The organism is Nocardioides astragali (assembly GCF_024436375.1).
Taxonomy (GTDB): Bacteria; Actinomycetota; Actinomycetes; order Propionibacteriales; family Nocardioidaceae; genus Nocardioides; species Nocardioides astragali.
In genome coordinates, this window is sequence record NZ_JAFMZM010000003.1 from 219,283 (window position 1) to 244,490 (window position 25,208).

General features: G+C 71.6%; 31 protein-coding genes. 14 read left to right on the plus strand and 17 right to left on the minus strand.

What is annotated here, in order from left to right:
- Positions 1-2: 2 nt before the first annotated feature.
- Positions 3-770 carry a carbon-nitrogen hydrolase family protein gene (locus J3P44_RS10130; RefSeq protein WP_255890217.1) on the minus strand — a complete coding sequence of 256 codons (768 nt, stop codon included), beginning with the start codon at positions 768-770 and terminating at the stop codon, positions 3-5.
- Positions 771-832: 62 nt separating this feature from the next.
- Here J3P44_RS10130 and mobA point away from each other — a divergent pair, with 62 nt between their 5' ends.
- From mobA to J3P44_RS10150, 4 genes are all read left to right on the plus strand, one after another.
- Positions 833-1,411, plus strand: a complete 579-nt coding sequence (gene mobA, locus J3P44_RS10135) for a molybdenum cofactor guanylyltransferase (RefSeq protein ID WP_255890218.1) — start codon at positions 833-835, stop codon at positions 1,409-1,411.
- Positions 1,412-1,472: 61 nt separating this feature from the next.
- Positions 1,473-1,796, plus strand: coding sequence for a DUF6457 domain-containing protein (locus J3P44_RS10140; RefSeq protein WP_255890219.1), 324 nt, complete (start codon positions 1,473-1,475; stop codon positions 1,794-1,796).
- 4 nt (positions 1,797-1,800) lie between these two features.
- Complete coding sequence (locus J3P44_RS10145; protein ID WP_255890220.1) at positions 1,801-2,769, plus strand: NAD(P)H-quinone oxidoreductase; 969 nt, start codon at positions 1,801-1,803, stop codon at positions 2,767-2,769.
- 109 nt (positions 2,770-2,878) lie between these two features.
- Positions 2,879-3,532 carry a bacterial proteasome activator family protein gene (locus tag J3P44_RS10150; protein WP_255890222.1) on the plus strand — a complete coding sequence of 218 codons (654 nt, stop codon included), beginning with the start codon at positions 2,879-2,881 and terminating at the stop codon, positions 3,530-3,532.
- A 22-nt stretch (positions 3,533-3,554) separates the two neighbouring features.
- Here the strand turns inward: J3P44_RS10150 and J3P44_RS10155 are convergent, their stop codons facing one another.
- From J3P44_RS10155 to serS, 5 genes are all read right to left on the minus strand, one after another.
- Positions 3,555-4,127: a hypothetical protein gene (locus J3P44_RS10155; protein ID WP_255890224.1), complete on the minus strand. Its 573-nt coding sequence runs from the start codon at positions 4,125-4,127 to the stop codon at positions 3,555-3,557.
- A 61-nt stretch (positions 4,128-4,188) separates the two neighbouring features.
- Positions 4,189-5,007, minus strand: a complete 819-nt coding sequence (locus tag J3P44_RS10160) for a Cof-type HAD-IIB family hydrolase (RefSeq protein WP_255890225.1) — start codon at positions 5,005-5,007, stop codon at positions 4,189-4,191.
- Complete coding sequence (locus tag J3P44_RS10165) at positions 5,004-5,330, minus strand: DUF1905 domain-containing protein (protein WP_255890226.1); 327 nt, start codon at positions 5,328-5,330, stop codon at positions 5,004-5,006. Before J3P44_RS10165 ends, J3P44_RS10160 begins: the two co-directional genes overlap by 4 nt.
- Positions 5,331-5,334: 4 nt before the next feature.
- Positions 5,335-6,153 (minus strand): HAD family hydrolase, encoded by an 819-nt coding sequence (locus J3P44_RS10170; RefSeq protein ID WP_255890227.1) that lies wholly within the window; start codon positions 6,151-6,153, stop codon positions 5,335-5,337.
- 46 nt (positions 6,154-6,199) lie between these two features.
- Entirely contained in the window at positions 6,200-7,477 is a 1,278-nt protein-coding gene (gene serS / locus J3P44_RS10175) for a serine--tRNA ligase (RefSeq protein ID WP_255890228.1), read from the minus strand.
- A gap of 60 nt (positions 7,478-7,537) precedes the next feature.
- Here serS and J3P44_RS10180 point away from each other — a divergent pair, with 60 nt between their 5' ends.
- Positions 7,538-9,112 (plus strand): bifunctional phosphatase PAP2/diacylglycerol kinase family protein, encoded by a 1,575-nt coding sequence (locus J3P44_RS10180; protein ID WP_255890229.1) that lies wholly within the window; start codon positions 7,538-7,540, stop codon positions 9,110-9,112.
- A 24-nt stretch (positions 9,113-9,136) separates the two neighbouring features.
- Here J3P44_RS10180 and J3P44_RS10185 read toward each other — a convergent pair whose 3' ends face one another.
- Entirely contained in the window at positions 9,137-9,535 is a 399-nt protein-coding gene (locus J3P44_RS10185) for a DUF4446 family protein (RefSeq protein ID WP_255890230.1), read from the minus strand.
- A 69-nt stretch (positions 9,536-9,604) separates the two neighbouring features.
- Between J3P44_RS10185 and J3P44_RS10190 the strand changes: the two genes are divergently transcribed.
- The 6 genes from J3P44_RS10190 to J3P44_RS10215 all read left to right on the plus strand — a co-directional run bounded on the left by J3P44_RS10190 (position 9,605) and on the right by J3P44_RS10215 (position 15,031).
- A complete protein-coding gene (locus J3P44_RS10190; RefSeq protein ID WP_255890231.1) occupies positions 9,605-10,465 on the plus strand; it encodes a prephenate dehydratase in 861 nt (286 codons plus the stop codon).
- 34 nt (positions 10,466-10,499) lie between these two features.
- On the plus strand, positions 10,500-11,105 hold the full coding sequence (locus J3P44_RS10195; RefSeq protein WP_255890233.1) for a TMEM165/GDT1 family protein: 606 nt from the start codon (positions 10,500-10,502) through the stop codon (positions 11,103-11,105).
- Positions 11,087-12,235 (plus strand): GNAT family N-acetyltransferase, encoded by a 1,149-nt coding sequence (locus J3P44_RS10200; RefSeq protein WP_255890234.1) that lies wholly within the window; start codon positions 11,087-11,089, stop codon positions 12,233-12,235. The genes J3P44_RS10195 and J3P44_RS10200 overlap by 19 nt, the downstream gene beginning before the upstream one ends.
- 70 nt (positions 12,236-12,305) lie before the next feature.
- Positions 12,306-13,541, plus strand: a complete 1,236-nt coding sequence (locus tag J3P44_RS10205; protein WP_255890236.1) for an arginine deiminase — start codon at positions 12,306-12,308, stop codon at positions 13,539-13,541.
- A gap of 58 nt (positions 13,542-13,599) precedes the next feature.
- Complete coding sequence (locus tag J3P44_RS10210) at positions 13,600-13,974, plus strand: cyclic nucleotide-binding domain-containing protein (protein WP_255890237.1); 375 nt, start codon at positions 13,600-13,602, stop codon at positions 13,972-13,974.
- 7 nt (positions 13,975-13,981) lie between these two features.
- Positions 13,982-15,031, plus strand: coding sequence for an adenylate/guanylate cyclase domain-containing protein (locus J3P44_RS10215; RefSeq protein WP_255890238.1), 1,050 nt, complete (start codon positions 13,982-13,984; stop codon positions 15,029-15,031).
- A 329-nt stretch (positions 15,032-15,360) separates the two neighbouring features.
- Here J3P44_RS10215 and J3P44_RS10220 read toward each other — a convergent pair whose 3' ends face one another.
- Genes J3P44_RS10220 through J3P44_RS10235 form a run of 4 tightly spaced genes read right to left on the minus strand, consistent with a single transcriptional unit; the run spans position 15,361 to position 17,812 of the window.
- Positions 15,361-16,293 carry a DUF5926 family protein gene (locus tag J3P44_RS10220; protein ID WP_255890239.1) on the minus strand — a complete coding sequence of 311 codons (933 nt, stop codon included), beginning with the start codon at positions 16,291-16,293 and terminating at the stop codon, positions 15,361-15,363.
- Positions 16,294-16,303: 10 nt separating this feature from the next.
- On the minus strand, positions 16,304-17,125 hold the full coding sequence (locus J3P44_RS10225; RefSeq protein ID WP_255890240.1) for a glycerophosphodiester phosphodiesterase family protein: 822 nt from the start codon (positions 17,123-17,125) through the stop codon (positions 16,304-16,306).
- A gap of 40 nt (positions 17,126-17,165) precedes the next feature.
- Positions 17,166-17,534 carry a UBP-type zinc finger domain-containing protein gene (locus J3P44_RS10230; protein ID WP_255890241.1) on the minus strand — a complete coding sequence of 123 codons (369 nt, stop codon included), beginning with the start codon at positions 17,532-17,534 and terminating at the stop codon, positions 17,166-17,168.
- On the minus strand, positions 17,531-17,812 hold the full coding sequence (locus J3P44_RS10235) for a DUF2087 domain-containing protein (RefSeq protein WP_255890242.1): 282 nt from the start codon (positions 17,810-17,812) through the stop codon (positions 17,531-17,533). Before J3P44_RS10235 ends, J3P44_RS10230 begins: the two co-directional genes overlap by 4 nt.
- Positions 17,813-17,896: 84 nt before the next feature.
- On the opposite strand from J3P44_RS10235, the gene J3P44_RS10240 reads away from it, so the two are divergent.
- Positions 17,897-18,520, plus strand: coding sequence for a LysE family translocator (locus J3P44_RS10240; RefSeq protein WP_255890243.1), 624 nt, complete (start codon positions 17,897-17,899; stop codon positions 18,518-18,520).
- Positions 18,521-18,567: 47 nt separating this feature from the next.
- Here J3P44_RS10240 and J3P44_RS10245 read toward each other — a convergent pair whose 3' ends face one another.
- Positions 18,568-19,002: a hypothetical protein gene (locus J3P44_RS10245; protein ID WP_255890244.1), complete on the minus strand. Its 435-nt coding sequence runs from the start codon at positions 19,000-19,002 to the stop codon at positions 18,568-18,570.
- Between the two features lie 249 nt (positions 19,003-19,251).
- Here J3P44_RS10245 and J3P44_RS25470 point away from each other — a divergent pair, with 249 nt between their 5' ends.
- Complete coding sequence (locus J3P44_RS25470; protein WP_255890245.1) at positions 19,252-20,676, plus strand: dihydrolipoyl dehydrogenase family protein; 1,425 nt, start codon at positions 19,252-19,254, stop codon at positions 20,674-20,676.
- Between the two features lie 156 nt (positions 20,677-20,832).
- Here the strand turns inward: J3P44_RS25470 and J3P44_RS10255 are convergent, their stop codons facing one another.
- On the minus strand, positions 20,833-22,029 hold the full coding sequence (locus J3P44_RS10255; protein ID WP_255890246.1) for a DUF8462 domain-containing protein: 1,197 nt from the start codon (positions 22,027-22,029) through the stop codon (positions 20,833-20,835).
- A gap of 78 nt (positions 22,030-22,107) precedes the next feature.
- A complete protein-coding gene (locus J3P44_RS10260) occupies positions 22,108-22,371 on the minus strand; it encodes a hypothetical protein (RefSeq protein WP_255890247.1) in 264 nt (87 codons plus the stop codon).
- Between the two features lie 62 nt (positions 22,372-22,433).
- Between J3P44_RS10260 and J3P44_RS10265 the strand changes: the two genes are divergently transcribed.
- Entirely contained in the window at positions 22,434-23,315 is an 882-nt protein-coding gene (locus J3P44_RS10265) for an Fpg/Nei family DNA glycosylase (RefSeq protein WP_255890248.1), read from the plus strand.
- A gap of 104 nt (positions 23,316-23,419) precedes the next feature.
- Here the strand turns inward: J3P44_RS10265 and J3P44_RS10270 are convergent, their stop codons facing one another.
- From J3P44_RS10270 to aat, 3 genes are all read right to left on the minus strand, one after another.
- Complete coding sequence (locus tag J3P44_RS10270) at positions 23,420-23,812, minus strand: Lrp/AsnC family transcriptional regulator (RefSeq protein WP_255890249.1); 393 nt, start codon at positions 23,810-23,812, stop codon at positions 23,420-23,422.
- A 145-nt stretch (positions 23,813-23,957) separates the two neighbouring features.
- Positions 23,958-24,446, minus strand: a complete 489-nt coding sequence (locus J3P44_RS10275) for a hypothetical protein (RefSeq protein ID WP_255890250.1) — start codon at positions 24,444-24,446, stop codon at positions 23,958-23,960.
- A gap of 67 nt (positions 24,447-24,513) precedes the next feature.
- Positions 24,514-25,200 carry a leucyl/phenylalanyl-tRNA--protein transferase gene (gene aat, locus J3P44_RS10280; protein ID WP_308212251.1) on the minus strand — a complete coding sequence of 229 codons (687 nt, stop codon included), beginning with the start codon at positions 25,198-25,200 and terminating at the stop codon, positions 24,514-24,516.
- Between the last annotated feature and the right edge of the window lie 8 nt (positions 25,201-25,208).

The window sequence follows — 25,208 nt, forward strand, 5'->3', positions numbered from 1 at the left end:
GGCTACAGCCGGCGGTTGGCGAGGGACGGGTTGGTGCGGCGGGCTGCCAGCAGGTCGTCACGCTCGAGGGTGACCTCGAGGGTCTCCTCGCCGCCACCGGCACCGGCCAGCGTCTCGCCGAGCGGCCCGAAGACCGCGGAGTGCCCGGTGTAGCGCGGCTCCGGCTGTCCGGCGCCGACGACGAAGCAGGTGTTCTCGATGGCGCGAGCGGCCAGCAGGGTGCGCCAGTGCTCGACCTTGCGGTCCCCCGGCAGCCAGGCGGCCGGGACGACGAGCACCTCGGCCCCTGCGTCGACCAGCCGACGCGCCAGCTCCGGGAACCGCAGGTCGTAGCACGTCATCAGCCCGACCTGCCACCCCGCGACGTCGACCACGACCGGCTCGACGGCACCGCCGGTCAGGCGGTCGGACTCGCGGTAGCCGAAGGAGTCGTAGAGGTGGATCTTGCGGTACGCCGCTCGGCTGTCGCCGCCGACGAGCAGCGTGTTGTAGGGCCGTGCCGGGTCGTCGGCGACCTCGAACATGCCGGCCACCACGGTGCATGCGGCCGCGGCCGCGACGCGCGCCAGCTCGTGGGCGAAGGGTCCGTCGAGGGTCTCGGCGGCACCGCTCACGTCCGATCCCGCCTCGCCGAAGTCGCGCGCGAAGGCCTCGGGGAACACCACCAGGTCGGCGCCGGGGGTCACGCCCCGAGACAGGCGAACCCGGTTCGCGGCCGGGTCGAGCCCGCTCGCCCACTGGTGCACCCGCACCCGCAGCTGGTCGGTCACGCGGGGTCCGCCTGGTCGCTCATGGCTCCAGAGTGCCAGAGGAGAACTGGGAGGATGACCGCATGGACATCGACCTCTCTGCGAGCGGCTTCTGCGGCGTGGTCCTGGCGGGCGGGACGGCCGCTCGGATGGACGGGGTCGACAAGGCGAGCGTCGAGCTCCACGGACGGACGCTCCTGGAGCTCGCGATCGACGCCTTCCTCGACGCCGACGAGGTCGTCGTGGTGGCCCCCGACAGCGTCCCGACGAGTCGCCCGGTCACGTTCGTGTGCGAGGACCCGCCGCGCGGTGGCCCCGTCGCGGGGCTCCTGACCGGCGTCGACGCCCTGCTCAGGCACCCTCGACTGATCGGCGTGCTGGCGGTGGACATGCCGCGCGTGACGCCAGCGACCATGCGGCGTCTGCGGGAGGCGACGGAGGGCCACGACGGCGCGTTCCTCGTCGACGCCGGCGGTCGACGGCAGCTCGCGGGCGTGCTCGACGCGGCCGCGTTGGACGGCGTACGCCCCGATCTCGAGGGGCAGCACGGCATGGCCCTCCACCGCCTGCTCGCCCCCCTGCGCCTGGCGGAGGTCCCAGCCGATGGCGACGAGGGCCTCGACATCGACACGTGGGCGGACTTGCGCGACCTGGGTGGATGACCCGCGGCGAGTCGGCCCGGTTCCCTTGCCGGGTCCCGGTCGGGTGCGAGACATTGGGGAGGTGAATCTTCACGACTGGATCGACGAGCTCAGCGATGTGCTCGACGTCGAGACCGAGGTCGACGAGGGCCTCATCCTCGACCTCGCCCGCAACGCCGCGCAGAACGTGCAGAAGACGGCCGCCCCCATCACGTCGTACCTCGTCGGTTTCGCCGCCGGCGCCGGCGACGCCGACCCGGAGGCGATCGAACGGCTGGCGGCCAAGGCGCAGCTGCTCGCGGAGAACTGGGACCGCCCTGCCGACGCACCCGATCCGGACGACGTGGACGACGAGGTGCCCGACGACTCGTCGGTCGACCACTCCGACGACCTCTTCGAGGACTGATCCCTTGCGCGCAGTCGTGACCACCGGTGCCGGTGGCCCTGACGTCCTGTCCGTCGGTGAGCTCGCCGACCCGCGCCCCGCTGCGGGCGAGGTGCTGATCGACGTCGTCGCGACGGCCGTCAATCGAGCCGACACATTGCAGCGACAGGGCTTCTACCCGCCGCCGCACGGTGCCCCGGAGACCCTCGGCCTCGAGTGCAGCGGCCGGATCGCCGAGCTCGGCGAGGGTGTCGAGGGTTGGTCGGTCGGCGACGAGGTCTGCGCACTGCTCGCCGGTGGCGGGTACGCCGCTCGCGTCGCGGTGCCGGTCGGCCAGGTCATGCAGGTGCCGGCCGGCGTCTCCCTGGTCGAGGCCGCCAGCCTGCCCGAGGTCGCCGCGACCGTGTGGTCCAACGTCTTCATGACGGCCCACCTCCAGAAGGGCGAGCGCTTCCTCGTCCACGGCGGCGCGGGAGGCATCGGCACGATGGCGATCCAGCTCGCCGCCGCACGCGGGGCCGAGGTCTTCGCCACCGCCGGCTCGCCGGACAAGCTCGAGCTGTGCCGCTCGCTGGGCGCGAGCCGGGCCATCGACTACCGCGAGGAGGACTTCGTCGAGGTCCTCCAGGAGGCCGGCGGCGCCGACGTCATCCTCGACAACATGGGCGCGAAGTACCTCGGCCGCAACGTCTCTGCCCTCGCCACCGGAGGCCGCCTCGTGGTCATCGGGATGCAGGGCGGCACCAAGGGCGAGCTCGACATCAGTGCGCTGCTGCGCAAGCGGGCCTCCGTCGCCGCGACCGCGCTGCGCTCACGGCCCCTGGCGGAGAAGGCGGCGATCTGCTGCGGGGTCGTGGAGAACGTCTGGCCCCTGGTCGCCTCCGGCTCCGTCCGTGCCGTCGTCGAGACGGCCATGCCGCTGGACGACGTCGCGCGCGCCCACCAGCTGATGGAGGACGGCGGGCGCGCCGGGAAGATCGTGCTGACCCTCTGAGAGCTCCTCTCTGGGAGCCGCACAGGCCACATCTCGCCGGCGGGACGGGGCTCCGGCACCGCTGACCGGGCCAGGCCCGCGATTCGGGCAGCCAACTAGGGTTGGCCGCATGACCGAGGAGCAGCAGCCCGAGCCGACCGACGACGCCACCGCCCCTGCGTCCCCCGACGGCAACGGCAGCGGCGAGGACCAGGTCGTGGTCATCGGTCCGGACGGCCAGCCGATCGGCACCATCCCGGCGAGCGCGATCCCGGAGATGACCCGGACGCGCACGGACGACGACGGTGACGGCGAACGCCACATCACCGAGCTCGTCGAGCAGCCGGCCAAGGTGATGCGGATCGGCAGCATGATCCGCCAGCTCCTCGAGGAGGTGAAGGCCGCGCCCCTTGACGAGGCCAGCCGCCAGCGGCTCAAGGAGATCCACGCCGCCTCCATCAAGGAGCTCGAGTCCGGCCTCGCCCCTGAGCTCGTCGAGGAGCTCGAGCGCCTCTCGCTGCCGTTCACCGACGACGGCACCCCGTCCGAGGGCGAGCTGCGCATCGCCCAGGCCCAGCTCGTGGGCTGGCTCGAGGGGCTCTTCCACGGCATCCAGACCGCGATCTACGCCCAGCAGATGGCCTCGCGCGCCCAGCTCGAGCAGATGCGCCGCGCCCTCCCTGCCGGCCAGGGCGGCCAGCCCCAGCAGGATCCGGTCGGGATGCCGACCATGCCCGGCGAGGCCAGGGACGAGGGCGGGCCTTCAGGCGGCATGTACCTCTGACGCGTAGCGACCGGGCGAGCGGTCATCGCCGCGCGAGACGCCGTACGACGACGAGGCCGAGCAGGCCGATGAGCACGGCGGCAGCGCCGGGGGCGGCGGTCCGGGCGAAGCCGGCCGGCGCCGAGTCCTCGACCTTCGTCAGCACCGCCTCCGGCGGCGGGGGCGGCTCGACCGAGGTGCCCTCGCCGAGCAGCTTCTCGATCTTGTCGACCTTGGTCGGGTTGGCGAGGCTGGTGCCTCCGCAGCTGTCGGCGGCGTACGGCGCCTCGGCGCCGGTGGCGAGGAAGACATAGGTCGTGCCGACCTCGAGCTCACCGAGTCCGCACGCGTTGCGACCTCCGGCGGACGCGACCTGCGTCGACCGCTCGGGGGTGCCCTGGTAGGCGCGGGAGGCGGTGATGTCGTAGGTGTGGTCGCTGCCGTCGGTCTGGACGGCGTCGATCGTGCCGATGAAGACCACGTCGGCGCGCTTGACCTGCTGCTCGAGCTCGCCCTGCTTGCAGGTGCACGCGGCGGAGACCGGGGCGCTGGCGGTGAAGACCAGGCCGAGGCACACGAGCAGCATCGCGGAGGCGAGGCGGACGGCACGGAACATGGCGGTCAGCCTAGCGATGGACACGCAGCCGACCCGAGTCGAGTGCGCGGTCCCGCGGCGACTACGACGGGTTGCGCACTCGACTCGGCAGGGCGAAGAGGTCGGTGAGGACCTCTGCGACGCCGTCGTCGTCGTTGCTCGGCGCGAGGTGGTCGGCCAGGTCCCGCACCGACTGGTGCGCGTTGGCCATCGCGTAGGACGTACCGGCCCACTCCAGCATCGGCAGGTCGTTGGGCATGTCACCGAAGGCCACGACCGCCTCCGGCCCGAGGCCCATCTCGGCGGCGATCGTGGCGAGCGTGGTGGCCTTGGTGACGCCGGCGGCGCTGATCTCCACGAGCGCGTAGGAGGACGACCAGGTGGTGACGACCTGGTCGCCGACCACCGCCTCGACCTGGCGCCAGAACTCCTCGGGATCGAGGTCGCGGTGCACGGCGAGGATCTTGACGACGTCCTCGCGGTAGATCTCGGCGTAGTCGCCCTGGAACCTCTCGACCCGGTCGTCTGGATGACGGGGGAAGTCGGCCTCGCTGGCCCATCCCCCGGTGTGCTCGATGGCCAGGGTCGTGCCTGGGATGGCCTCGCGCAGGAGCTCGGCGATCGCGATGCCCACCTCCCGCGGCACCGGCCGGAAGTCGCGCACCCGCCGTTGCGCGACGTCGTACACGATGCCGCCGTTGCTGCAGATCGCCAGGCCATGGCCGCCGACGGCCTCCCAGAGGTCCTCCATCCACCTGACGGGGCGCCCGGTGGTGAACACGACTGGTACGCCGCGCGCGTCGAGCTCGGCCAGCACGGCGCGGGTGCGCGCGGTGACCGTGCCGTCGGAGTGCAGCAGGGTGCCGTCGAGGTCGGTGGCGACCAGGCGGGGAGCCGTCACAGTCCGTCCCTGACGGAGAGCGTCACCGTGAGGTCGTCGCCCTCCTCGACGCCTGCGGCGAGTCGTACGGCCTTCTTCACCGGCAGCACGAAGCCGTCCGTGGCGGAGTCGGGGAAGACGCTGGTGTCCCACGAGGTGCCGGCCGCCTCGACGCTCACCCGCACCGATCCGAAGCCGCGCGGCTCACCGGTGCGCTGGCGCACCTCGTCGACCACGTCCGGCGGCAACGTGACGAAGCACCAGGCCCCACTGTCGGTCGACTCTGACGACTCCCGCGCGGTCCACCGCCACAGCGGCGCGGTGAAGGTGAACCGGTCCGTCATCGCGTCAGGCCTGCCGTGGCGGGAACCATCGCGACATCTCGACCGCGGCGCCCTCGTCGTTGACCGTGGCGGTGACGTCGTCGGCGGCCGCCCGCACCTCTTCGACGGACTGCCCCATCGCGACCCCGCGCCCGGCCCACCGGAGCATCTCGATGTCGTTGCGCCCGTCGCCGATGGCCAGTACGTCGTCGGCGGCGAGGCCGAGCTTGTCGCAGACGTGCTGCAGCCCGGAGGCCTTCGAGACGCCGACCGGTGACAGGTCCATCCAGGCCGTCCAGCCGACGACGTAGTCGGTGCCGTGCAGGCCGAGCCTCGCCGCGAGGTCGATGAAGTCGTCGGCGGTCGCCTGGGGGTCGCGGATGATCACGCGGCTGACCGGCTCGCCGACGATGTCGCTCACCTCGGTGATCAGCTGCTCCCCGGAGAGCTCGCCGTCGGGGAAGACCCGGTTGACGCGGTAGCCGCCGATGCCGCGCTCCTCGACCGCGACGAGGGCCCCCGGGTGGTGCTCGAGGACCGCGGCCACTGCGGGCGCGGCATCGAAGGTCTCCTCGTGGACGACCTCCATCGGCGGGTAGCGGAACACCACGGCTCCGTTGGAGGCCACCACCCACAGGCGCTCGGCTTCCCCACGCGGGAGGTGCAGGAGGTCGGCGATCCTCGTCATGCCGTGCGGCGACCGGCCACTGGCCAGCACGATGTGCGCCCCGGCGTCGAGGGCACGGTGGACCGCGTCGTGCACCGGCGCGGTGATGGTCTCGTAGGCCTCGTCCTGGCCGTCGATCCACTTGAGCAGGGTGCCGTCGATGTCGAGGGCGACCACGCGTGGACGCCAGCCGGGGGGTTTCGAGGCTCGCTGCGCCCGCACCTCAACCAACGGGGGGACCCACCGGCTTCAGCACTTCCAGGCCGCCCAGGTAGGGGCGCAGTGCCTGCGGGACCGTGACCGAGCCGTCCTCGTTCTGGTGGGTCTCCAGGATCGCGACGATCGTCCGGGTGATCGCGGTCAGCGTGCCGTTGAGGGTGGCGACCGGGACGGTCTGGCCCTCCTCGCGGGTCCGGATGTCGAGGCGGCGCGACTGGAAGTCGGTGCAGTTGGACGTCGAGGTGAGCTCGCGGTACTTGCCCTGCGTCGGGATCCAGACCTCGCAGTCGAACTTCCGCTGCGCGCTCAGGCCCAGGTCGCCCGCAGCCACGTCGATGACCCGGTAGGCGACCTCGAGCCGGTCGAGGAACTCCTTCTCCCAGCCCAGCAGCCGCTGGTGCTCGGCGTACGACTCCTCGACGGTCGTGTAGACGAACATCTCGACCTTGTCGAACCAGTGCACCCGGATGATGCCCTTGGTGTCCTTGCCGTGCGAGCCGGCCTCCTTGCGGAAGCACGGGCTGAACGCGGCGTAGCGCAGGGGCAGCGAGGCACCGTCGAGGATCTCGTCGGAGTGGTAGGCCGCCATGGCGACCTCCGAGGTGCCGACGAGGTAGAGGTCCTCGCCCTCGATGCGGTAGACGTCGTCGGCGGCCTGACCGAGGAAGCCGGTGCCCTCCATGGCGCGCGGCTTGACCAGCGATGGGGCGATCACCTGGGTGAATCCCGCGTTGCGGGCCTGGTCCATGGCCATGTTGACCAGCGCCAGCTCGAGCTGGGCGCCGATGCCGGTGAGGAAGTAGAAGCGCGACCCGCTGACCTTGGCACCGCGCTCGAGGTCGATCGCGCCCAGCAGCTTGCCGAGCTCGATGTGGTCGCGAGGCTCGAAGTCGAACTCACGGGGGCTGCCGACGTGCTCGAGCACGACGAAGTCGTCCTCGCCGCCGGCCGGCGCCTCGTCGGCGGCCGGGTTGGGGATCGCCTTGATCGCCTCGTCCCAGGCCGCCTCGGCCGCGTTGCGGGCGGCCTCGGCTGCCTTCACACCGGCCGCGAGCTCCTTGACCTTGGCGAGCAGCTCCTGCTTCTCCTCCCCCTGCGCCCGGGCGACGAGCGCCCCGCTGGCCTTCTGCTCGGCCCGCTTGGCCTCGAAGTCGGCGATCGCCAGCCGGCGAGCGGAGTCGGCCTCCAGCGCCCGGTCGACCACGTCGGCGGACAGGCCGCGCTTGGCCTGGGCAGCACGCACGCGGTCGGGGTCGTCACGGAGGACTCGGGGATCGATCACAAGGAAGAGGCTATCCGCCACGAGATCGGGGATTCGACTCGGTTTGGGCATACTTCGCAGGTGACTCCCGCATCTCGCAACCGCAGCCTCGGCTCGGCGGCCCTCGCGGCTCTCCTGTTCGGCATCCTCGCGATCCTGGTCACGCGCGACCGGGCACCGCTCGACCGGTTCGACGTCGAGGGGCGGCGCCTGGAGGACTGGGCGGACGACTCCTCCTTCGTGGTCGACGTGCTGCGGATCATCGAGGTGGCCTTCGGCACCGTCGGGATGGCGATCCTGACCGCCCTGCTCGTCCTCGCGCTCGTCGTACGCCGTCAGCGCTGGGCTGCCGTCCTGGCCGCCGTCGTGATGCTCGCGACCTCGCTGGCCACCACCGGCATCAAGAGGTGGCTGGGGCGCGACCGGCCGGACTGGCAGGACACCCTCGGCCTGCACGAGAACTTCAGCTTCCCGTCGGGGCACGCCTCGTCGACCGGCGCGTTCGCCGCGATCCTGGTCATGCTGCTCGTGCTCTTCGTACGCCGCACCAGCCTGCGGCGGCTCGGGATCGGTCTCACCGTCGGCTGGTGGCTGCTGGTGTGCCTCGACCGGTTGCTGCTGGGTCGCCACTTCCCCACCGACGTGATCGCCGGGTCGCTGATGGGTGTCGGGATCTTCTTCCTGGCCCTGGCCTTCATCGACCCACGCCCGCGATCGATCGCCGCCAGGGCGGAGCCGCTCCCCGAGGTCTACGCCTCCCAGCGGCGCCTCGCCGTGATCCTCAACCCGATCAAGGTCGAGGACGTCGGCCAGTTCCGCGCGATCGTCGGCGCGATGGCCGAGGAGTCAGGGTGGTCGGAGCCCACCTGGCAGTACACGACGATCGAGGATCCCGGCAGGGGGATGGCCGAGAGGGCCGCGGTCTCCGGCGCCGACCTGGTGATGGTCTGCGGCGGCGACGGCACTGTGCGCGAGGTGTGCGCCGAGCTCGCAGGCACCGGCATCCCGGTCGGGATCATCCCGGCCGGCACCGGCAACCTGCTGGCCCGCAACCTCGACGTGCCGCTCTACCTCCGCTCGGCCATCGACGTCGCCCTCAACGGCCAGGACCGGGCCATCGACCTCGTGAAGGTCGGCGGCGACGGCATCGAGGACACCCACTTCATGGTGATGGCCGGCATGGGGTTCGACGCGGCGATCATGGAAGGCGTCAACGAGCAGATCAAGAAGAGGATCGGCTGGGTCGCCTACGTCGTCTCCGGCCTGAGGTCGCTCATGTTCCCCGCCATGAAGGTGGAGATCCAGATCGACGACGACGAGCCCACCGTGCACCGGGCCCGCACGGTCGTGGTCGGCAACGTCGGCTTCCTGCAGGCGGGCATGCCGCTCCTGCCCGACGCGACCATCGACGACGGCGTGCTCGACGTGGTGATCCTGCACCCCAAGCAGTTCCTGTCGTGGATCCCCCTGGCGGTGCGGGTGCTGCGCAAGAGCGCGGTCGTCGACGAGCTCATCGACCGGCGCACCGGGGCCCGCGTCCGGATCAAGGCGTCCGTCGACACCCCCCGCCAGCTCGACGGCGACTCGATCGGCCTCGGCCGCGAGCTGTGGGCGGAGTGCATCCACGGGCGACTGCTGGTGCGCGTGCCGCGCTGACCTCAGTCGCTGCTGCGCCGGCGGTCAGGGGCGTGCGTGCTCGATCGCCTCTTCCTCCTCCGGCGAGAGCTGCTGCTCGCAGGACCACCCTGCGACCGACTTGGCGTAGGTGCGCGCCTCGCTGCGGCCGTGGATCGACGTGAGCACGACGCCGTGCCCGGCGTCGTCGAGCAGGGCCAGGCTCCAGCTCAGGTGCCCGCCGACGTCGCCGAAGGCGTCGTAGCGCACCACGGAGAGGTGGCGCAGCGCGTCGGCGTTCTCGGCCTTGAGCGCCGCGACCTCCTGCCGGAGGCCGTGCACGTCCTCGGGCAGCGCATCGACACCCTCGCCGCTGGGGCGCGAGGGCGTACGGCGCAGCGCGAGGCCCGCCAGGACGGAGGCCAGGGCGGCGAGGACGACGGCGACCACGGAGAGGACGAGCACTCCCTGAGGGTATGTTCGCGGGGCGGTCAGCGCCGGTCGGACACGGCCGGTCGTGCCAGACTCCCGGTCGTGACGGAGTCAGCTGCTGAGCCGCCGACCCGCCGGATCGCCTACCAGGGCGAGCCGGGGGCCAACTCCCACCTGGTGTGCCAGCAGGCCTACCCGGACTGGGAGCCGATGGCGTGCGCGTCGTTCGAGGACGCCTTCGCGGCGGTGGAGTGCGGCGAGGCCGACCTCGCGATGATCCCGATCGACAACTCGATCGCCGGCCGGGTCGCGGACATCCACCACTTCCTGCCGACCTCCGACCTGCACATCGTGGGCGAGCGGTTCCTGCGCATCCAGTTCTCGCTCATGGCGCTGCCGCAGGCGAGCATCGAGTCGTTGCGCACCGTGCACAGCCACGTCCACGCGCTCGGTCAGTGCCGCGGTGTGATCCGCGAGCTCGGGCTGACCCCGGTCGTGGCCGGTGACACCGCCGGTGCCGCGCGCGAGGTCTCCGAGTCCGGCGACCCCACCCAGGCCGCGATCGCGCCACCCCTGGCCGCGGAGATCTACGGCCTGCGGGTGTTGCGCGAGGAGATCGAGGACGAGGACCACAACACCACGCGCTTCGTGGTGCTTTCCCGCGACTTCGAGAAGGCCCCCCGCGGGCAGGGGCCGGTCGTCACCACCTTCATCTTCAACGTCCGCAACCTCCCGGCGGCGCTCTACAAGGCGCTCGGCGGCTTCGCCACCAACGGCGTCAACATGACCAAGCTCGAGAGCTACATGGTCGAGGGGCACTTCACCGCGACCCAGTTCCTCGCCGAGGTCGACGGGCACCCCGACGACCCGGCGGTGCACAACGCGCTGGAGGAGCTGGCGTTCTTCACGACCGAGGTCAAGGTCCTGGGCGTCTACCCCGCGGACGCGTTCCGGGGCGAGTAGTCCCGGCCCTCCGGACGGCTGACACACTCGCCCGGTGATCGATCTGCTGGTCGTGGCCCTGGCCTTCGGGGCCATCTTCGTCGTCGAGCTGCCCGACAAGACGTTCATCGCCACGCTGGTGATGTCGACGAAGATGCGTCCGCTCTTCGTCTGGATCGGCGTCGCGCTGGCCTTCCTCGTCCAGACCGGCGTCGCGGTCGGCCTCGGCAAGGCCGCCTCGTTCCTGCCCGAGCAGCTGATCCACGTCGCCGCCGCCGTGATGTTCGTGATCGGCGCGGTCATCCTGTTCCGCGAGGCGCGCTCTGCCGACGAGGAGGAGGCCGCCACGGAGGACGAGTACGCCGCCAGGGCAGACGCAGGAGCCCACGGGTTCCGGGTCGTCGTGACGTCCTTCCTGGTGCTCTTCGCCGCCGAGTGGGGCGATCTGTCCCAGCTGCTCACGATCTCGCTGGTCGCGAAGTACGACGACCCCGTCTCCGTATTCCTCGGCGCATGGGGGGCGCTGTTGGCGGTCTCCGGTCTCGCCGTCATCGTCGGTCGCCTGCTGCTGCAGCGGGTCAGGCTGTCGCTCCTGCACTATGTGGGTGCGACGGTCTGCGTGTTGATGGCAGGGTTGACGGTGTGGGAGATGACGCGCTGAGCAACCGGGTCGCGATGGCTGTCCACGACCGCTTCGTCGCCGTCAACGGCGACCACCCGATGACCGCCGAGGACGACGCCTACGCCCGCCAGCACTTCGTCGCCGCCACCCCGGAGGCGATGGCGCTCATGCTCGAGGGCCGCCTGCCGCTGCCGGCGTACGTGCTCAGCGACGGGACGCCAATGGTGCCCGAGGCGCACGGAAGGTCTGCGGAGATCGCGGGCGGGATCGAGCGGCTGCACGACTGGTTCGTCGCCTTCTGGCCCGACGACCCGGCCACCGCGGAGCAGGAGTGGGTGCGCTACCTGTCCGGGCAGTACGCCTGCCTCAGCGAGGAGGCGCCGGTGCGGATCAAGCAGATGACCGAGCGGGTCGCCGAGGCGGCTGCGGCGGTCGACCTGCTGCGCCAGGACGCGCACGACCCGATCGCCCGAGGGATGCTCGGCGAGGCGGTCGACGGCGTGCTCGGTGTGCCGGGCCTCGACTCGCTGCTGCGGCCGATGACGGCGTACGACCGGCTGCGCTATGGCGGCCCGACGGTCCGCGAGATGTGGGTCGACAGCCCGCGCGCGGAGTTCCTCGCCCCCGTCGCACCCACCTGGCCGCTGCGCACCGAGCGGCTGGTGCTGCGCCCGTTCGAGCTCAGCGACGCCGACGCGTTCGTCGAGGCCTGGGCCTCGGAGGAGTGGACGAGCCTGCTGCTCAGCCGTCCGCGCAACCCGGCCGAGGTGGCGGACATGGTCCGCCGCCGCACCGAACCCGGCGACGGGCAGTTCCTCGGCGTCGCGGCCGCTCACGACGGCGAGGTCGTCGGCGACCTGATGCTGCAGCTTCAGGGCACCGGCCTCAGCGAGGGGGAGATCGGTTGGTCGATCCTGCCTCGGCACACTGGTCGCGGCTACGCCACCGAGGCGGCCGAGGCCATGCTGCGGCTGGGCTTCGAGCACTTCGGGCTGCGTCGGATCGTGGCCAACCTCGACGCCCGCAACGACCGTTCCGCGGCGCTGTGCGAGCGCCTCGGCATGCGGCGCGAGTGCCACAAGCGCGGCGACTTCTGGTCCAAGGGGCGGTGGACCGACTCCTACGAGTACGCCCTCCTGCGTGAGGAGTGGGCCGCCGCCCGGGCCTGAGCCGTCGTACGCGTGCCTCTGCCTGTTCGAGCGGTCTGGACCCCCCGTCCGCGAGCGCTAGAGTCCGTTCATGGTCTCCACCCCCTCCGGCCCTCACGGAGCTGACAGCGAGGTCGGCCGTCTGGCCACCGTGATGCTGCACCGCCCCGGCAACGAGCTCAAGCGACTCACCCCGCGCAACAACGACCGCCTCCTCTTCGACGGCATCCCGTGGGTGAGCCGGGCGCAGGACGAGCACGACGCGTTCGCGGAGACCCTGCGCGAGCGCGGGGTCGAGGTCCTCTACCTCACCGAGCTGCTCACCGAGACCCTCGAGAGCGAGCTCGCCCGCAACCACGCGATCACCAGCGCGCTGTCCGGGCTGCACCTCGGCGACACCATGCGCCGCTACCTCGCGCAGGCGCTGCGGGAGCTGTCCCCCACCGAGCTCACCGACGTGCTCACCGCCGGCATCCGCAACGACGAGGTCCGCGGCGGTCACGGCCTCGTCACGAGCCTGCTCGACCCGCACGACTTCCTCATCGACCCGCTCCCCAACCTGCTCTTCACTCGCGACTCCAGCGTCTGGGTCCGGGACCGGGTCGCCGTCACCAGCCTCGCGATGCCCGCCCGCAAGCGTGAGACCCAGCTGACCGAGCTGATCTACACCGAGCACCCACGCTTCGCCGGCACCCGCAAGATCCACGGCTGGCACAACGAGCACGTCGAGGGCGGCGACGTCCTGCTGCTCGCACCCGGCGTGATCGCGGTCGGCGTCGGGGAGCGTACGACCCCCGCCGGCGTGGAGCGCCTGGCCCGCCAGGTCTTCCACGCCGACCTGGCCCACACCGTGCTGGCCGTGCCGATCGCGCAGGAGCGGGCGACCATGCACCTCGACACCGTGTGCACGATGGTCGACGTCGACAAGGTCGTGATGTACCCCAACGTCGCCGACACCCTCCGCGCGGTGACGGTGACCCTGGCCGACCCCGGCTCCGACGAGTCCGACCTCACACTCAGCGTCAGCGACTCCGAGCCCTTCCTGGTCGCGGCCGCGAAGGCGATGCAGATCGACACGCTGCACCAGATCGACACCGGCCTCGACCCGGTCACCGCGGAGCGCGAGCAGTGGGACGACGGCAACAACACCCTCGCCCTGGCGCCACGGGTCGCGGTGGCGTACGAGCGCAACGACGAGACCAACGACCGGCTCGAGGACGCCGGCATCGAGGTCGTCCGGATCGCCGGCTCCGAGCTCGGCTCTGGCCGCGGCGGCCCGCGCTGCATGAGCTGCCCGATCGTCCGCGAGCCGCTGCGGGTCGACTGAGTGCACAACTGTTGCCTGGAAAGGCATCACGTTCGCCGCGGTGGATCGTTGACGTGGCATGACTGAATCCATCCTCGATGCCCTCGGGCCCGCCGACGCCGAGCGCGTGCTGGCCGGTGGCAGGGCGCTGACGCTGCCCCAGGGCTGGTCGCCCATCGCGGCAGGCACGCCCGCCGACAAGGCCTACCTCATCACCGAGGGCGAGGTCTCGGTCCGCAAGGGCGGTGTCGAGATCGCCACCCTCGGCCCGGGCGCGGTCGTGGGCGAGACCGCCATCGTCAACCGCACGCTGCGCTCGGCCACCGTCGTGGCCCTCACCCCGCTCAAGGTCGTGCACTTCACCAGCGAGCGCATCGAGGAGCTCGCCGACGAGATCCCTGCCTTCGGCGCCGCCCTGCGCGCCGCTGCCGCAGGCCGCGTCGCGGGGGACTGACCCTCCCTTGGCCGACGAGACAGAGGCCGAAGGGACGCGGGCCGGGCCGGTGGACGTCCCGGCTGACGTCGTCCAAGCAATGGAGGCCTACCTGCTCGGGGAGGAGCCCACCCTCACCCGCGTCCAGGTCGCGGAGCGCGCCGGCGTACCGCTCGAGCTCGCGGTGACGCTGTGGCACCAGCTCGGCTTCCCGCACCGTGGCGACGACGACATCGCCTTCACCGAGAGCGACGTCGAGGCGCTGCGGATGAGCGCTGACCTGGTCGAGATCGGCATCCTGCCGGCGGAGTCGCAGGCCGCGCTCGTACGCACGTGGGGCCGCAGCTACGCCCGGCTGGCCGAGTGGCAGACCACGCTCCTGGCCGGCCTCGCCGTGGAGGGCGGGGACCCCGCCACCTCCCTCACCGAGCTCGCCACGGAGGTCCTGCCGCGCGTCGAGGCGTTGCAGACCTACGTGTGGCGCCGCCACCTCGCCAGCGCCACGCAACACCTGCTCCAGGACACCAGCACGCTCACCCAGGCCGAGAGCCGGCTGTCGGTGTGCTTCGTCGACATCGTCGGCTACACGACCCAGAGCCGCAGCCTCGACGGCGCAGCGCTGGTGGAGTGGGTGGACCGCTTCGAGCAGGACACGACGACGCTCGTCGTCGACCACGCGGGCCAGGTCATCAAGACCATCGGCGACGAGGTGCTCTTCACCGTCGCCGACCCTGCCGCGGCCGTGTCGATCGCGCTCACGCTCACCGAGCGCGGCGCCGACCCGGCCGACCCCTTTCCTGCAGTGCGGGCGGGCATCGCGCACGGAGCCGTCGTACGTCGACTGGGCGACGTGTTCGGCTCGACCGTCAACGCCGCCTCCCGCCTGACCTCCGCCGCCCGACCGGGGACCGTGCTCGTCGACGCCGGCGTGCACGAGGCCCTCGCGCGAGCCAGTTCCGAGGGCGAGTCCGACGACGAGGAGTCGATGTGGCGCTGGCGCCGGCTGCGCCGGGTCTCCGCCAAGGGGTTCGACCACCTCGAGGCCTGGCGGGTCAGGCCGCAGCGCTCCGACGACTAGATGAGATGTCCAGCAGTGTCCGCTTCTGGGTCATCGCGAGCCCGCTGTCGGACCCGGCGGGGGCACTCGGTCCTGAGCGCCAACCTCCTGCGATCGGGCGCGGTCATCGCAGGAAGGTGGGTCATCGGACCAAGGACGCCGGCCGAGCACCACAGCCCGACGATCTGCCGCGCCACGGCCTGAACCACGCCGGAAAACGTGAAAGCCCGGTCGTTGTTGACGGGGGAAACAACAACGACCGGGCAAACCCGAATCTACTCCGCCCGCGAGCGCGCGCACAACCTCTCTCCCGGTTGTGTTCCGCCCGTTGCCGCGCCGTGGACCGCTGCTTACCGGATCGTGACCTGACGGTTGGCGAGCCCCGCCCGCGCGGAGCGCTCGGCGGCCGTCAGCTCGCCGCCCTGCAGCGCTTCCTCGAGGTCGGCCGCGAAGCGCGCGGCGGGTTCCTCGAGCACCTCGGGACCGGTCTCCAGCGGGAGGTCCCACACGGGGGCGAGCAGGCCGTGGGCGCGGAACATGCCGACGAACCGCGACCCCTCGGCCACCGAGTCCTGACCGGCGGCGTGCAGGCGGGCCAGGGCGTCGAGGAGCTGGTCCTCGGGGTGCGGCATGACCCAGCGCAAGTGCTCCTTCGTGCCGACGTTGGTCCAGTACGCCGCCTCGACCGAGGTCAGCCGGCTGGTGGGCATGACGCCGCCGTTGGCCTGCTCCAGCGCTGCCTCCATGCTCGCGTCGCGGTCGGGGACGTCGTCGATCCAGTAGTCGAAGCCGTCGTGGACAGTGATGTCGAGGCTCGTGTCGCTGATCAGGTCCTGCAGGCTCGGGCCCTCGCCGGGGGCGCTCGGCAGGCCGATGATGCCCGGCTCCTCGGTGGCCAGCGCCGCCTCGAGCACGGCGCCGAGGTCGCGAGCCGGGTTGCCGTAGGAGTGCTGCACCTGCAGGCCCAGCCAGACGTCGCCGGACTCGCGGACCATGGCCGGCGCGGCGCCGGGAAGCAGGGTGGCCAGACGGACCGCGCGATCACCACTCTTCAGCGTCAGCGGGGCGGTCGCGGCCGGGACCAGCTCGCGCAGCGCGATCACGTCGCACTCGTCGGGCATCCCCTCGAACGGCCGAGCCACGAACGTCGGAGCGGCGCCGCCGGCCGCACCGTGGCAGGCCTTGTAGCGCTTGCCGGACCCGCAGGGGCAGGGCTGTCGGGGGCCGACCTCACCGGGAGCGGGGGCGGTGGTCAGGGTGCGGTTGCGGGACTTCTTGGCCATGGCGCAGAACCTATCCGCCCAGCAGCTCCAGGATGTAGGCCGGACGGTCGCTGATCACAGCGGTGACGCCGAGGTCGAGGCAGACCTCCAGGTCATCGGCGGTGTTGACGGTCCACACGTGGATCTCTCTGCCGGCCTTCACGAGGTGCCTGCCGAGGCCAGGGTGCTCGCGCAGCTCCTTGATGCCCGGCCCGATGATCCAGTCGTCGCCCACGAGCGGCCGCAGCACCGGCCAGTGGTGCGCCTTCTCGACGAGCATCACCACGTCGAGCTCGGGCGCCAGCTTGCGCATGCGGTTCATGGCGTTGAGCGAGAAGCTCATGATGCGGGCGGGCGACCCGGTCCCGTCCCAGCCGAAGTCGTCGAGCGTGTCGACGAGGCGGCGCTCGACCAGCCCGCCGTAGCGCGTCGGGTGCTTGGTCTCGATGGCCAGCTCCACGTGACGGTCGTAGTCGGCGACCATCTCCAGCAGCTTGCGCAGCGTCAGCACCTTGCCGGTCTCGGGGTCCCGGTCCGGGGCCTCGTCGTCGAGCTCGGCCCATGGGCTCTTCCACGAGGCGAAGTCGAGCTCGTCCAGCTCGGCGAGGTTCATGGTCGAGACGAGGCCGGGAGTCGCCGCCGTACGTCGCAGGTCGCGGTCGTGCACGCACACGAGGTGTCCGTCGGCGGTGAGCCGGACGTCGCACTCCAAGGCCTCCGCCCCCTCGTCGAGCGCCCTCTCGTAGGCCGTGAGGGTGTGCTCGGGGGTCTCGTGGCTGCTGCCGCGATGGGCGACGACCTGAGGTCGGATCCGGGGCTCACTGTCGCGGCGGATGCGCGGCGTACGACGCATGGCCTGAGCATGGCACGTCCGGGCGGGGGACGAACCGTCCTCAGTGGATGTGGTGGCGCCAGTCCTCCGGCACGCGGCCGGCAGGGCCCGGCACGGGCTGGTCGTCGGGACGGCTCTGCGGGTCCGCGAGCCGCGGACCCGCCACGCCGGCGGACCGGGTGAAGTCCCAGAACCAGTCCTCACCCGGCTCGTAGCTCTGGATGACCGGGTGACCGGTCGCCTGGTGGTGCGCGGTGGCGTGCTGGGCCGGGCTGGTGTCGCAGCAGCCGACGTGGCCGCACTGCGCGCAGCGGCGCAGGTGCACCCACCAGCCACCGTCCTCCTCGCACTCCACGCAGCCGGGACCGGACGGTGCCACCTCGGGATCGATGCCTCCACCTTCGATGCCTCCGGGAATGCCACTGGTCATGTGCCCACCTTGCCGCGTCGTTCGCCGGCACGGAAGTGCCCACTCAGGAAGGCCGGAAGCCAGTGCGCCTCCCACGCCGGGATCTCCTGCCGCTCGATCGCGGGTCGCTCCGGCGCCTGCGCGGCGGTCCGGTAGCGACCGCCCTCCCGCTCGAGGAAGCGGTAGTTGACCAGCTCGCGGCGCAGGTAGGCGAAGTCCTCGTGCACGCCGAGGAGGATCTCGTTCACCTCGGGCTCGGAGTACTGCTCCCAGAGGCTCAGGCGCAGGGGCAAAGACATTTGCACGGGGTTGACACCTGCGGCTGCTGATCACGCCCTGATATCCCGATGACGGCGGCGGCGGCGTGGCCGCACACTGGGGCCATGCCGTCGTCGAGCCAGTGGGTCGCGTTCCTCGTCGCGTCGATCCTCTTCATCCAGGTCCCGGGTCCGAGCCTGCTCTTCACCATCGGTCGCGCCCTCACGGTGGGACGTCGCGAGGCGCTGCTGTCCGTGGTCGGCAACGCTCTCGGCCTGCTGGCCCAGGTCGGCTTCGTCGCGCTCGGCCTCGGCGCGGTCGTGGCCGCCAGCGCGACGGCGTACACCGCGATCAAGATCGCTGGTGCGGCGTACGTCATCTGGCTGGGCGTGCAGGCGATCAGGCACCGCAGCGACGCCCGCAAGGCGATGGCGACCGCCACCCCGGTGCGGCGCGGTCACCCGGTGCGGATCGGCTTCACCGTCGGAGTGACCAACCCCAAGACGATCGTGTTCTTCGTGGCCTTCCTTCCGCAGTTCACCGACCCCACCGGTCCCGTCGCGCCCCAGACGCTGCTCCTGGGACTCGTCTTCGGCGTCCTCGCCGTGGCGTCCGACAGCATCTGGGCGCTGGCCGCGGGTGCGGCCCGCACGTGGTTCGCGCGCCGGCCCACCCGCCTCGACGCCCTCAGCGCCGGCGGCGGCACGATGATGATCGGCCTCGGCGCAACCATGCTGACGGTCGAGTGAGGCGTCGAACGAGTGTCCTGGCCGCTCAGCGCGTGCCGGCTGACTTCCTAGACCGCAAGCGCGTGGCGCCCGGCGGGCCCCGACCGGTTGGCTCTCGGAGTGGTGTCCCAGGCGCGAAGTCCCTCGACGGCGCGCTCGAGCAGCGCCAACGTCGGTGGGGCGAAGTCCGCGGTGTGACCGGCTGCCCCGCCGAGCAGGGCGAGGACGGCGTGGGAAGTCACGAGAGGCGGTTCCCCGGCGGACGCCGCGGCACCCCAGGACGCGAACCCGCGCGGGCGCCGCACGGGCCGCTCGGGCCACCATCGCGGATCGTCGATCGGCAGGCCCACGATCGAGCGCACGAGGGAGAACAGGGGCACTTCTGAGTCAGGGATGACGGCGCCGTCGGGAAGGTCCACCCCCGAAAGGGCCTCCAGCCGTCTGGGCACACCCCCACTCTGGGACAGCGCGTCGTGTCGGTCGGCGATCAGGCGATGAAGCATGGTGGATCCCCCTAGAAGAACAGTGATTCCTGGGCATGTCTCCCGAGTCTTCGAGCCTTCTTCTGGTATCGAACGTAGGGATCATCAAGCCCATGAGCGGGTGTATGGACGAAGCGTGCATGCGACGTGCACGTTGCGAGGCAGTGGAGCCAGCCGTCCAGGCGGCGACCGGTCTAGCCCGGAAGTCCGCGCCTGTATGGATGAACCGGCAGGGACCCGGCGTTCGGCCGGCGCCGTAGTCTCGGGCCCGTGGCGATCGACGCAGGGACCCAGGAGTACGACGTCGTGGTGATCGGCGGCGGACCCGTCGGGGAGAACGCCGCGCAGTACGCCGTCGAGGGCACCGGCATGACCTCGGCGATCATCGAGCGCGAGCTGCTCGGCGGCGAGTGCAGCTACTACGCCTGCATTCCGAGCAAGGCGCTGCTGCGACCGGTCACCGTCGCCGACGTGAGTGCCGACCTGAGAGGCGTCTCGACCGCGCGCGTGAAACCGAAGGCGCTCCTCAAGCGGCGCGACTACTGGGTCTCGCACTACGACGACTCAGGTCAGCAGTCGTGGGCGGAGGGTGCCGGCATCGCCGTGCTGCGCGGTGAGGGTCGGCTGACGGGTGAGCGGACGATCCGGGTCACCTCGGCGGACGGCGACCGGACCGTCCGCGCCCGCCAGGCGGTGGTGCTCGCGACGGGCAGCGCGCCGCGCGTCCCCGCGATGTACGCCGACGTCCTGCCCTGGAGCTCCCGCGACGCCACCGGCGTCGTCGAGGTGCCCGACCGGCTGGTGATCGTCGGGGGTGGTGTCGTCGCGTGCGAGGCCGCGGTCTGGATGACGGCGCTCGGGTCGGCGGTCACCGTGCTCGCCCGCGGCGATCGCCTGCTCTCGCGCAGTGAGCCGTTCGCGAGCGAGGCAGTCCTGGACGGGCTGCGTCGCCGCGGGGTCACGGTCCACCTCCGCACCGAGGTCGATGACGTACGCCGGTCCGAGCCCGCCGCGACCGGCCTCGGCCGGGTCCACGGTGGCGCAGTCACGTTGTCCACCAGCGCGGGAGAGGTCGAGGCGGACGAGGTGCTGCTCGCGATCGGTCGCTCACCACGGCTCGAGGACGTCGGGCTGGGCTCGGTCGGGCTCACCGCCGACGACGTCACGTCCGGGCGGATGCCGGACTGGCTGTACGCCGTCGGGGACGCGAGCGGCGGGCCGCCGTTGACCCACTGGGGCAAGCACCAGGCGCGGGTGGTCGGCGCGCGGATCGCGGCCAGTGCCGCCGGCGACGTGGCGTGGGAGCCCGACCGCGAGGCACCGGTCCCCCAGGTCGTCTTCAGCGACCCCGAGGTGGCCAGCGTCGGGCTCACCGAGGCCGAGGCCCGCGACGACGGGCACGACGTCGTCGTCTCCCGCGTGCCCAGCTCGTCGGCGTCCGGCACGGGACTGCTGCGCGACCACGTCGAGGGACAGTCGCAGCTGGTCGTCGACGCCCGGACCCGGCTGCTCCTCGGCGCGACGTTCGTCGGGCCGGAGGTCGCCGAGCTGGTCCACGCGGCGACGGTGGCGATCGTGGGTGACGTGCCGGTGCACGTGCTGCGGCACGCGGTCGCGTCGTACCCGACGGCGAGCGAGCTGTGGCTGCGGCTGCTGGAGGACCTGCCCCGCGAGCTGCGGACGCCCCCGGCCTGAGGCGGCCCGCGCACATGTCCAGAGTCGTCCGGGGCGCTCCCGGGAGTGCAGGAGGAGGGCTGCGTGCGGAGGAGCGAAGCGGGGGAGGACGCAGCAACGACGACGAACGAGCGGGTTACGGCGCCGCGGACACGCGAGCGCAGCGAGCCAGACAGTTCAGCCGCGCTCGCGGAGGTAACGCCCGAAGTGGGGCACGGTGAACGCGATCCGGCCCCGCTCGCCGGAGTAGACCAGGCCCTTCTTGAGCAGTGAGTCGCGCGCCGGCGACAACGACTGCGGCTTCTTGCCGAGCCGGGCCGCCACGTCGGCGCTGGACACGGCGTCGCCCTCGGTCTCGTCCTGGTCCACGGCGACATCGGCCATCGCCATCAGGTAGTCGCGCTCCCCCGGCGTGGCCCGCTCGTAGCGGGATCCGAAGAACCCGACCGCCAGCTCGGACTCGGCCTCGGGGGCGGCGACCGCCACGTCGGCGACGGTGATCGGCGATCGGGGCGCCAGGTCCCACACGGCCTTGCCGTAGGCCTGGATGAAATAGGGGTAGCCGCCCGTGGCGTCGTACATCGCGGCGAGCGCGTCGGGGTCGAAGGCGGCTTCCTCGTCGGCCGCCGGCGCCTCCAGTGCCCGGTCGGCCGCCTCGCGGGCGAGCCGGTCGATGCGCTGGTAGCGGAAGAGCCGCTCACTGTAGGACTTGCTCGCGCTCAGCACCGCCGGCAGGTGCGGCAGCCCGGCGCCGACGACGATCACTGGCAGCCCGGACTGGCTGAGCTCGTGGCAGGCGGCGCACAACGCGGAGACGTCGTCGGCGCCGAGGTCCTGCATCTCGTCGATGAAGATCCCGATGCCCTTGCCGACGTCGGCGGCCAGCCCGCCGAGGTCGGTGAACAGCTCGACCAGGTCGATCTCGATGTCGCCGGAGTCGGCCCGGCCGCGCACCGCGGGCACGTCGATGCCCGGGCTCCACTGGTCCTTGAGCCTCGCGCCGGCTCCTGCGTCGCGGTGGGCGAATGACTTGATCACGCCGAGCACGTGGTCGACCGACTCCTCGTCGCGGTGGCCGAGCTCGCGCACGGCCTGGTGCAGCGCGCTGCTCAGCGGGCGGCGCAGCCCCTGACCGGGCCTGGCCTCGAGCTTGCCGGTGCCCCAGCCCTTGCGTACGGCGGCGCCGCGCAGCGCGTTGAGCAGCACGGTCTTGCCGACCCCCCGCAGGCCGGTGAGCACCAGGCTCCGCTCGGGACGTCCCTTGGCGACGCGCTCCAGGACGACCTCGAAGGCGGCGAGCTGCTCGTCGCGGCCGGCGAGCTCGGGTGGACGCTGGCCCGCGCCGGGCGCGTAGGGGTTACGGATCGGGTCCACTATCAGACGGTATCGGGGAATCTAGCCAACTTCTTAGAAGGTCGGATAGTTGGCGAGTCGCGATCCGGACAGCGACGCTCAGCCCGCCTCGCTGGGCCTCTCGACGCGCTCGACGCGCTCGCGGGCGGCGTCGTAGGCGACGTCGAGCCCCTTGCGCAGGAAGGAGATGAGGTCGGGGACCTCGTCGGCGGCGAGGCGGAAGGTGCCGGCGCAGACGTTGTCTCGCCACAGCGACAGGACCACCAGCTGCGACTCCTGGTGCCAGGTCACGCGCAGCGAGCGGTCGTCACCGCGGGGGTCGAGGAAGACCTCCCGGGTGTGCGGCAGCCGCTGCTGAGCCATGCGCCATTGTGACCCGGCCCACCAGGCTGTGCCTAGAGGCGTGCGTGCCTAGACTCGGATCCGTGCCCGAGCTGCCGGAGGTCGAAGCCCTCGTCCAGGACCTGCGCGGGCGCCTGGTCGGGCGGGCCATCAGCCGCATCGACCTCGCCGCCTTCAGCGCCCTCAAGACGTTCGACCCGCCCCTGCACGCACTGCACGGCACGCTGGTCGACGACGTGACGAGGCACGGCAAGTTCCTCGACGTCGACGCGAGCGGCGTCCACTTCGTCGTCCACCTCGCGCGGGCGGGCTGGATCCGCTGGCGCGACGAGGTGCCCGCCGTGCCCGCCCGGCCCAACAGCAAGAACCCTCTGGCCGCTCGGGTCGTCATCGACGACCCCGAGCTCGAGACGCAACCGGGCCTCGACATCACCGAGGCCGGCACCAAGAAGAGCCTCGCGATCTACGTCGTACGCGATCCCGCGGACGTGCCCGGCATCGCCCGGCTCGGCCCGGACCCCCTCGCCGACGAGTTCACCCTCGACGCTCTGCGGACGATCCTGGAGGCCGAGGGCCGCAAGCAGATCAAGGGCGTGATGCGGATGCAGTCGATCATCGCCGGGATCGGCAACGCCTACTCCGACGAGATCCTGCACGCCGCGAAGATGTCGCCCTTCAAGCCGGCCAACAGCCTCGACGAGACCGAGCTGCAGACGTTGTACGACGCCATCCGGGGGACGCTGGGCGATGCGGTGCAGCGCTCGACCGGGCTGGCCGCGAGCGAGCTCAAGGGCGAGAAGAAGAGCAACCTCGCGGTCCACGGACGCACCGGACAGAAGTGCCCCGTGTGCGGTGACGTGGTGCGCGAGGTGTCGTTCGCCGACTCGAGCCTCCAGTACTGCGCGACGTGCCAGACCGGCGGCAAGCCGCTCGCGGACCGACGGCTGTCCAAGCTGCTGAAGTGAGGGACGGCGCTTCCAACAGGACGGCGGGCCGGTCGAGCTCACCCCCGTGAAGCCCGACCGACCCGCCGGTCTCGTCAAGTTTACCTTGACGGAGCCAAATCCTCTCACACGGCGGAGCCGGCGTCTCCTGATTTCCTCGCGAACCTCTCCCAGGCGGCCTGGCGCGAGACCCCCAGGGTGCGCCCGATCTCCGCCCACGAGACGCGCCGCTCGCGCAACAGGTCGACCCACTCCTGGGCGAACACCATGTTCTGCTCGGCCACAGCCAGGATCACCGGCAAGGTGGCGAGCGCCTCCTCGTCGGACATCGTCTCCCACGGCACGGCGCGCCGGGCGACGGCCATCTGCTCCTCGTCGTGGGCGACCGCATGGAACTCATCGACGCAGTTCACGCAGACCTGGCCGCCGCCGAGACCGCCGATCAGTGGCAGATCGGTGCCGGGGCCGCCGGGCGTGCCGCAGAACGAGCAGATCTTTCCCGCACGCGTGATCGCCATCGTCCCGCCCTCTCCGATGTCGATGCTACTCGCCGACACAGCGAGCGGACTGGCGTACGCCGGACCGGGCTAGACGGGCTCGGACAGGACGCTCCCGGCGACCGGAGGACCCCCAGGTCCGCGGTGGTTCAGCCGGGCCGTGGGGTCACTCGGTGCTACCCGGCACCTCGGGCATCTCCGGAAGCTCGAAGTCCTCCATCGGGTTGCCGCACGTCTCGGTGAGGTAGTCGGAGAAGGCCTGGGCCTGCTTCTTGACCTCTGCCGAGGCGTCCTCGCCGCCCTGCTCCAGCTCCTCGAGCTTCTCGATGCTGAAGTCGGAGGCGTCGATCTCGCGGGCCTGCTCGACGACCGCCTCGAAGCCGGCCCGGGCGTCCTCGGGGATGTTCTCGGGAGTGCCGACCTTCTCGAGGTCGGCGCCCCAGCTCTTGACCGCCTCGGCCATGTCCTCGTTGCTGGGGACCTCGGGGTTGGTCATGTCGTCGGGCATCAGGTCCGCGATGAGGCTGGACTGCGTGTCACAGAACTCCTTCTCACTGGCATCGGTGGGCGCACCGTCGTCTCCCCCGCAGGCCGTGGTCACTGCGCCGACGAGCAGCACCGCGCTGGTCAAGGTGAGGCGGGTTCTGAAGTTCATGGGTTCCCCTTCGCTGGGACGCAGCCGCGTCGTCGGCTCATCGTCGGACGTGGTCATCGAGGACACGCTAGAAGTCCGCTGCGAACACCGCAGGCAGTGGGGTGCGTCTGCAGCGTTCCAGCAGCTCGAGGTACTCCGCCCGTGGACGACGTACGACACCGAGCGAGGCCAGGTGCGGGGTCTGCCACTGGACGTCCAGCACGCGCTGGTGGGCGTACTGATCGCGGAGCAGGTCGACCAGGGCGAGCAGCGCGACCTTCGAGGCGTCGCGCTCCCGGTGAAACATCGACTCGCCGGCGAAGAGCCCCCCGATGCTGACGCCGTAGAGCCCGCCGGCGAGGCGTCCGTCGCGCCACGCCTCGACCGAGTGCGCCCACCCGAGGCGATGCAGCCGGCCATAGGCCCGCGCGAAGTCGGGAGTGATCCACCCGTCGGACCGCTGGGGGCTGCCGCACTCGGCGACCACCTCGTCGAAGGCGGTGTCGATGCGGATCTCGAAGTCGCGCGCCGAGCGGCGAAGCGACCTCGAGACGTGCATGCCGTCGAGCGGCAGCACGCCGCGCTCGACCGGGGAGAACCAGCCGAGCTGCTCCTCGGCGTCCAGCGTGACCGGCATCGGGAAGAGGCCGGAGGCGTAGGCGGTGACGAGCGTGCCGGGCTCCAGGTCCGCGCCGAGCGCGACGAGGTCGTCGTCGGGGTCCCACGTCGAGTGCGGCGGGAAGGCCCACGGCGTCGGGGCGGGGGCGATCGGCACGCCCTCAC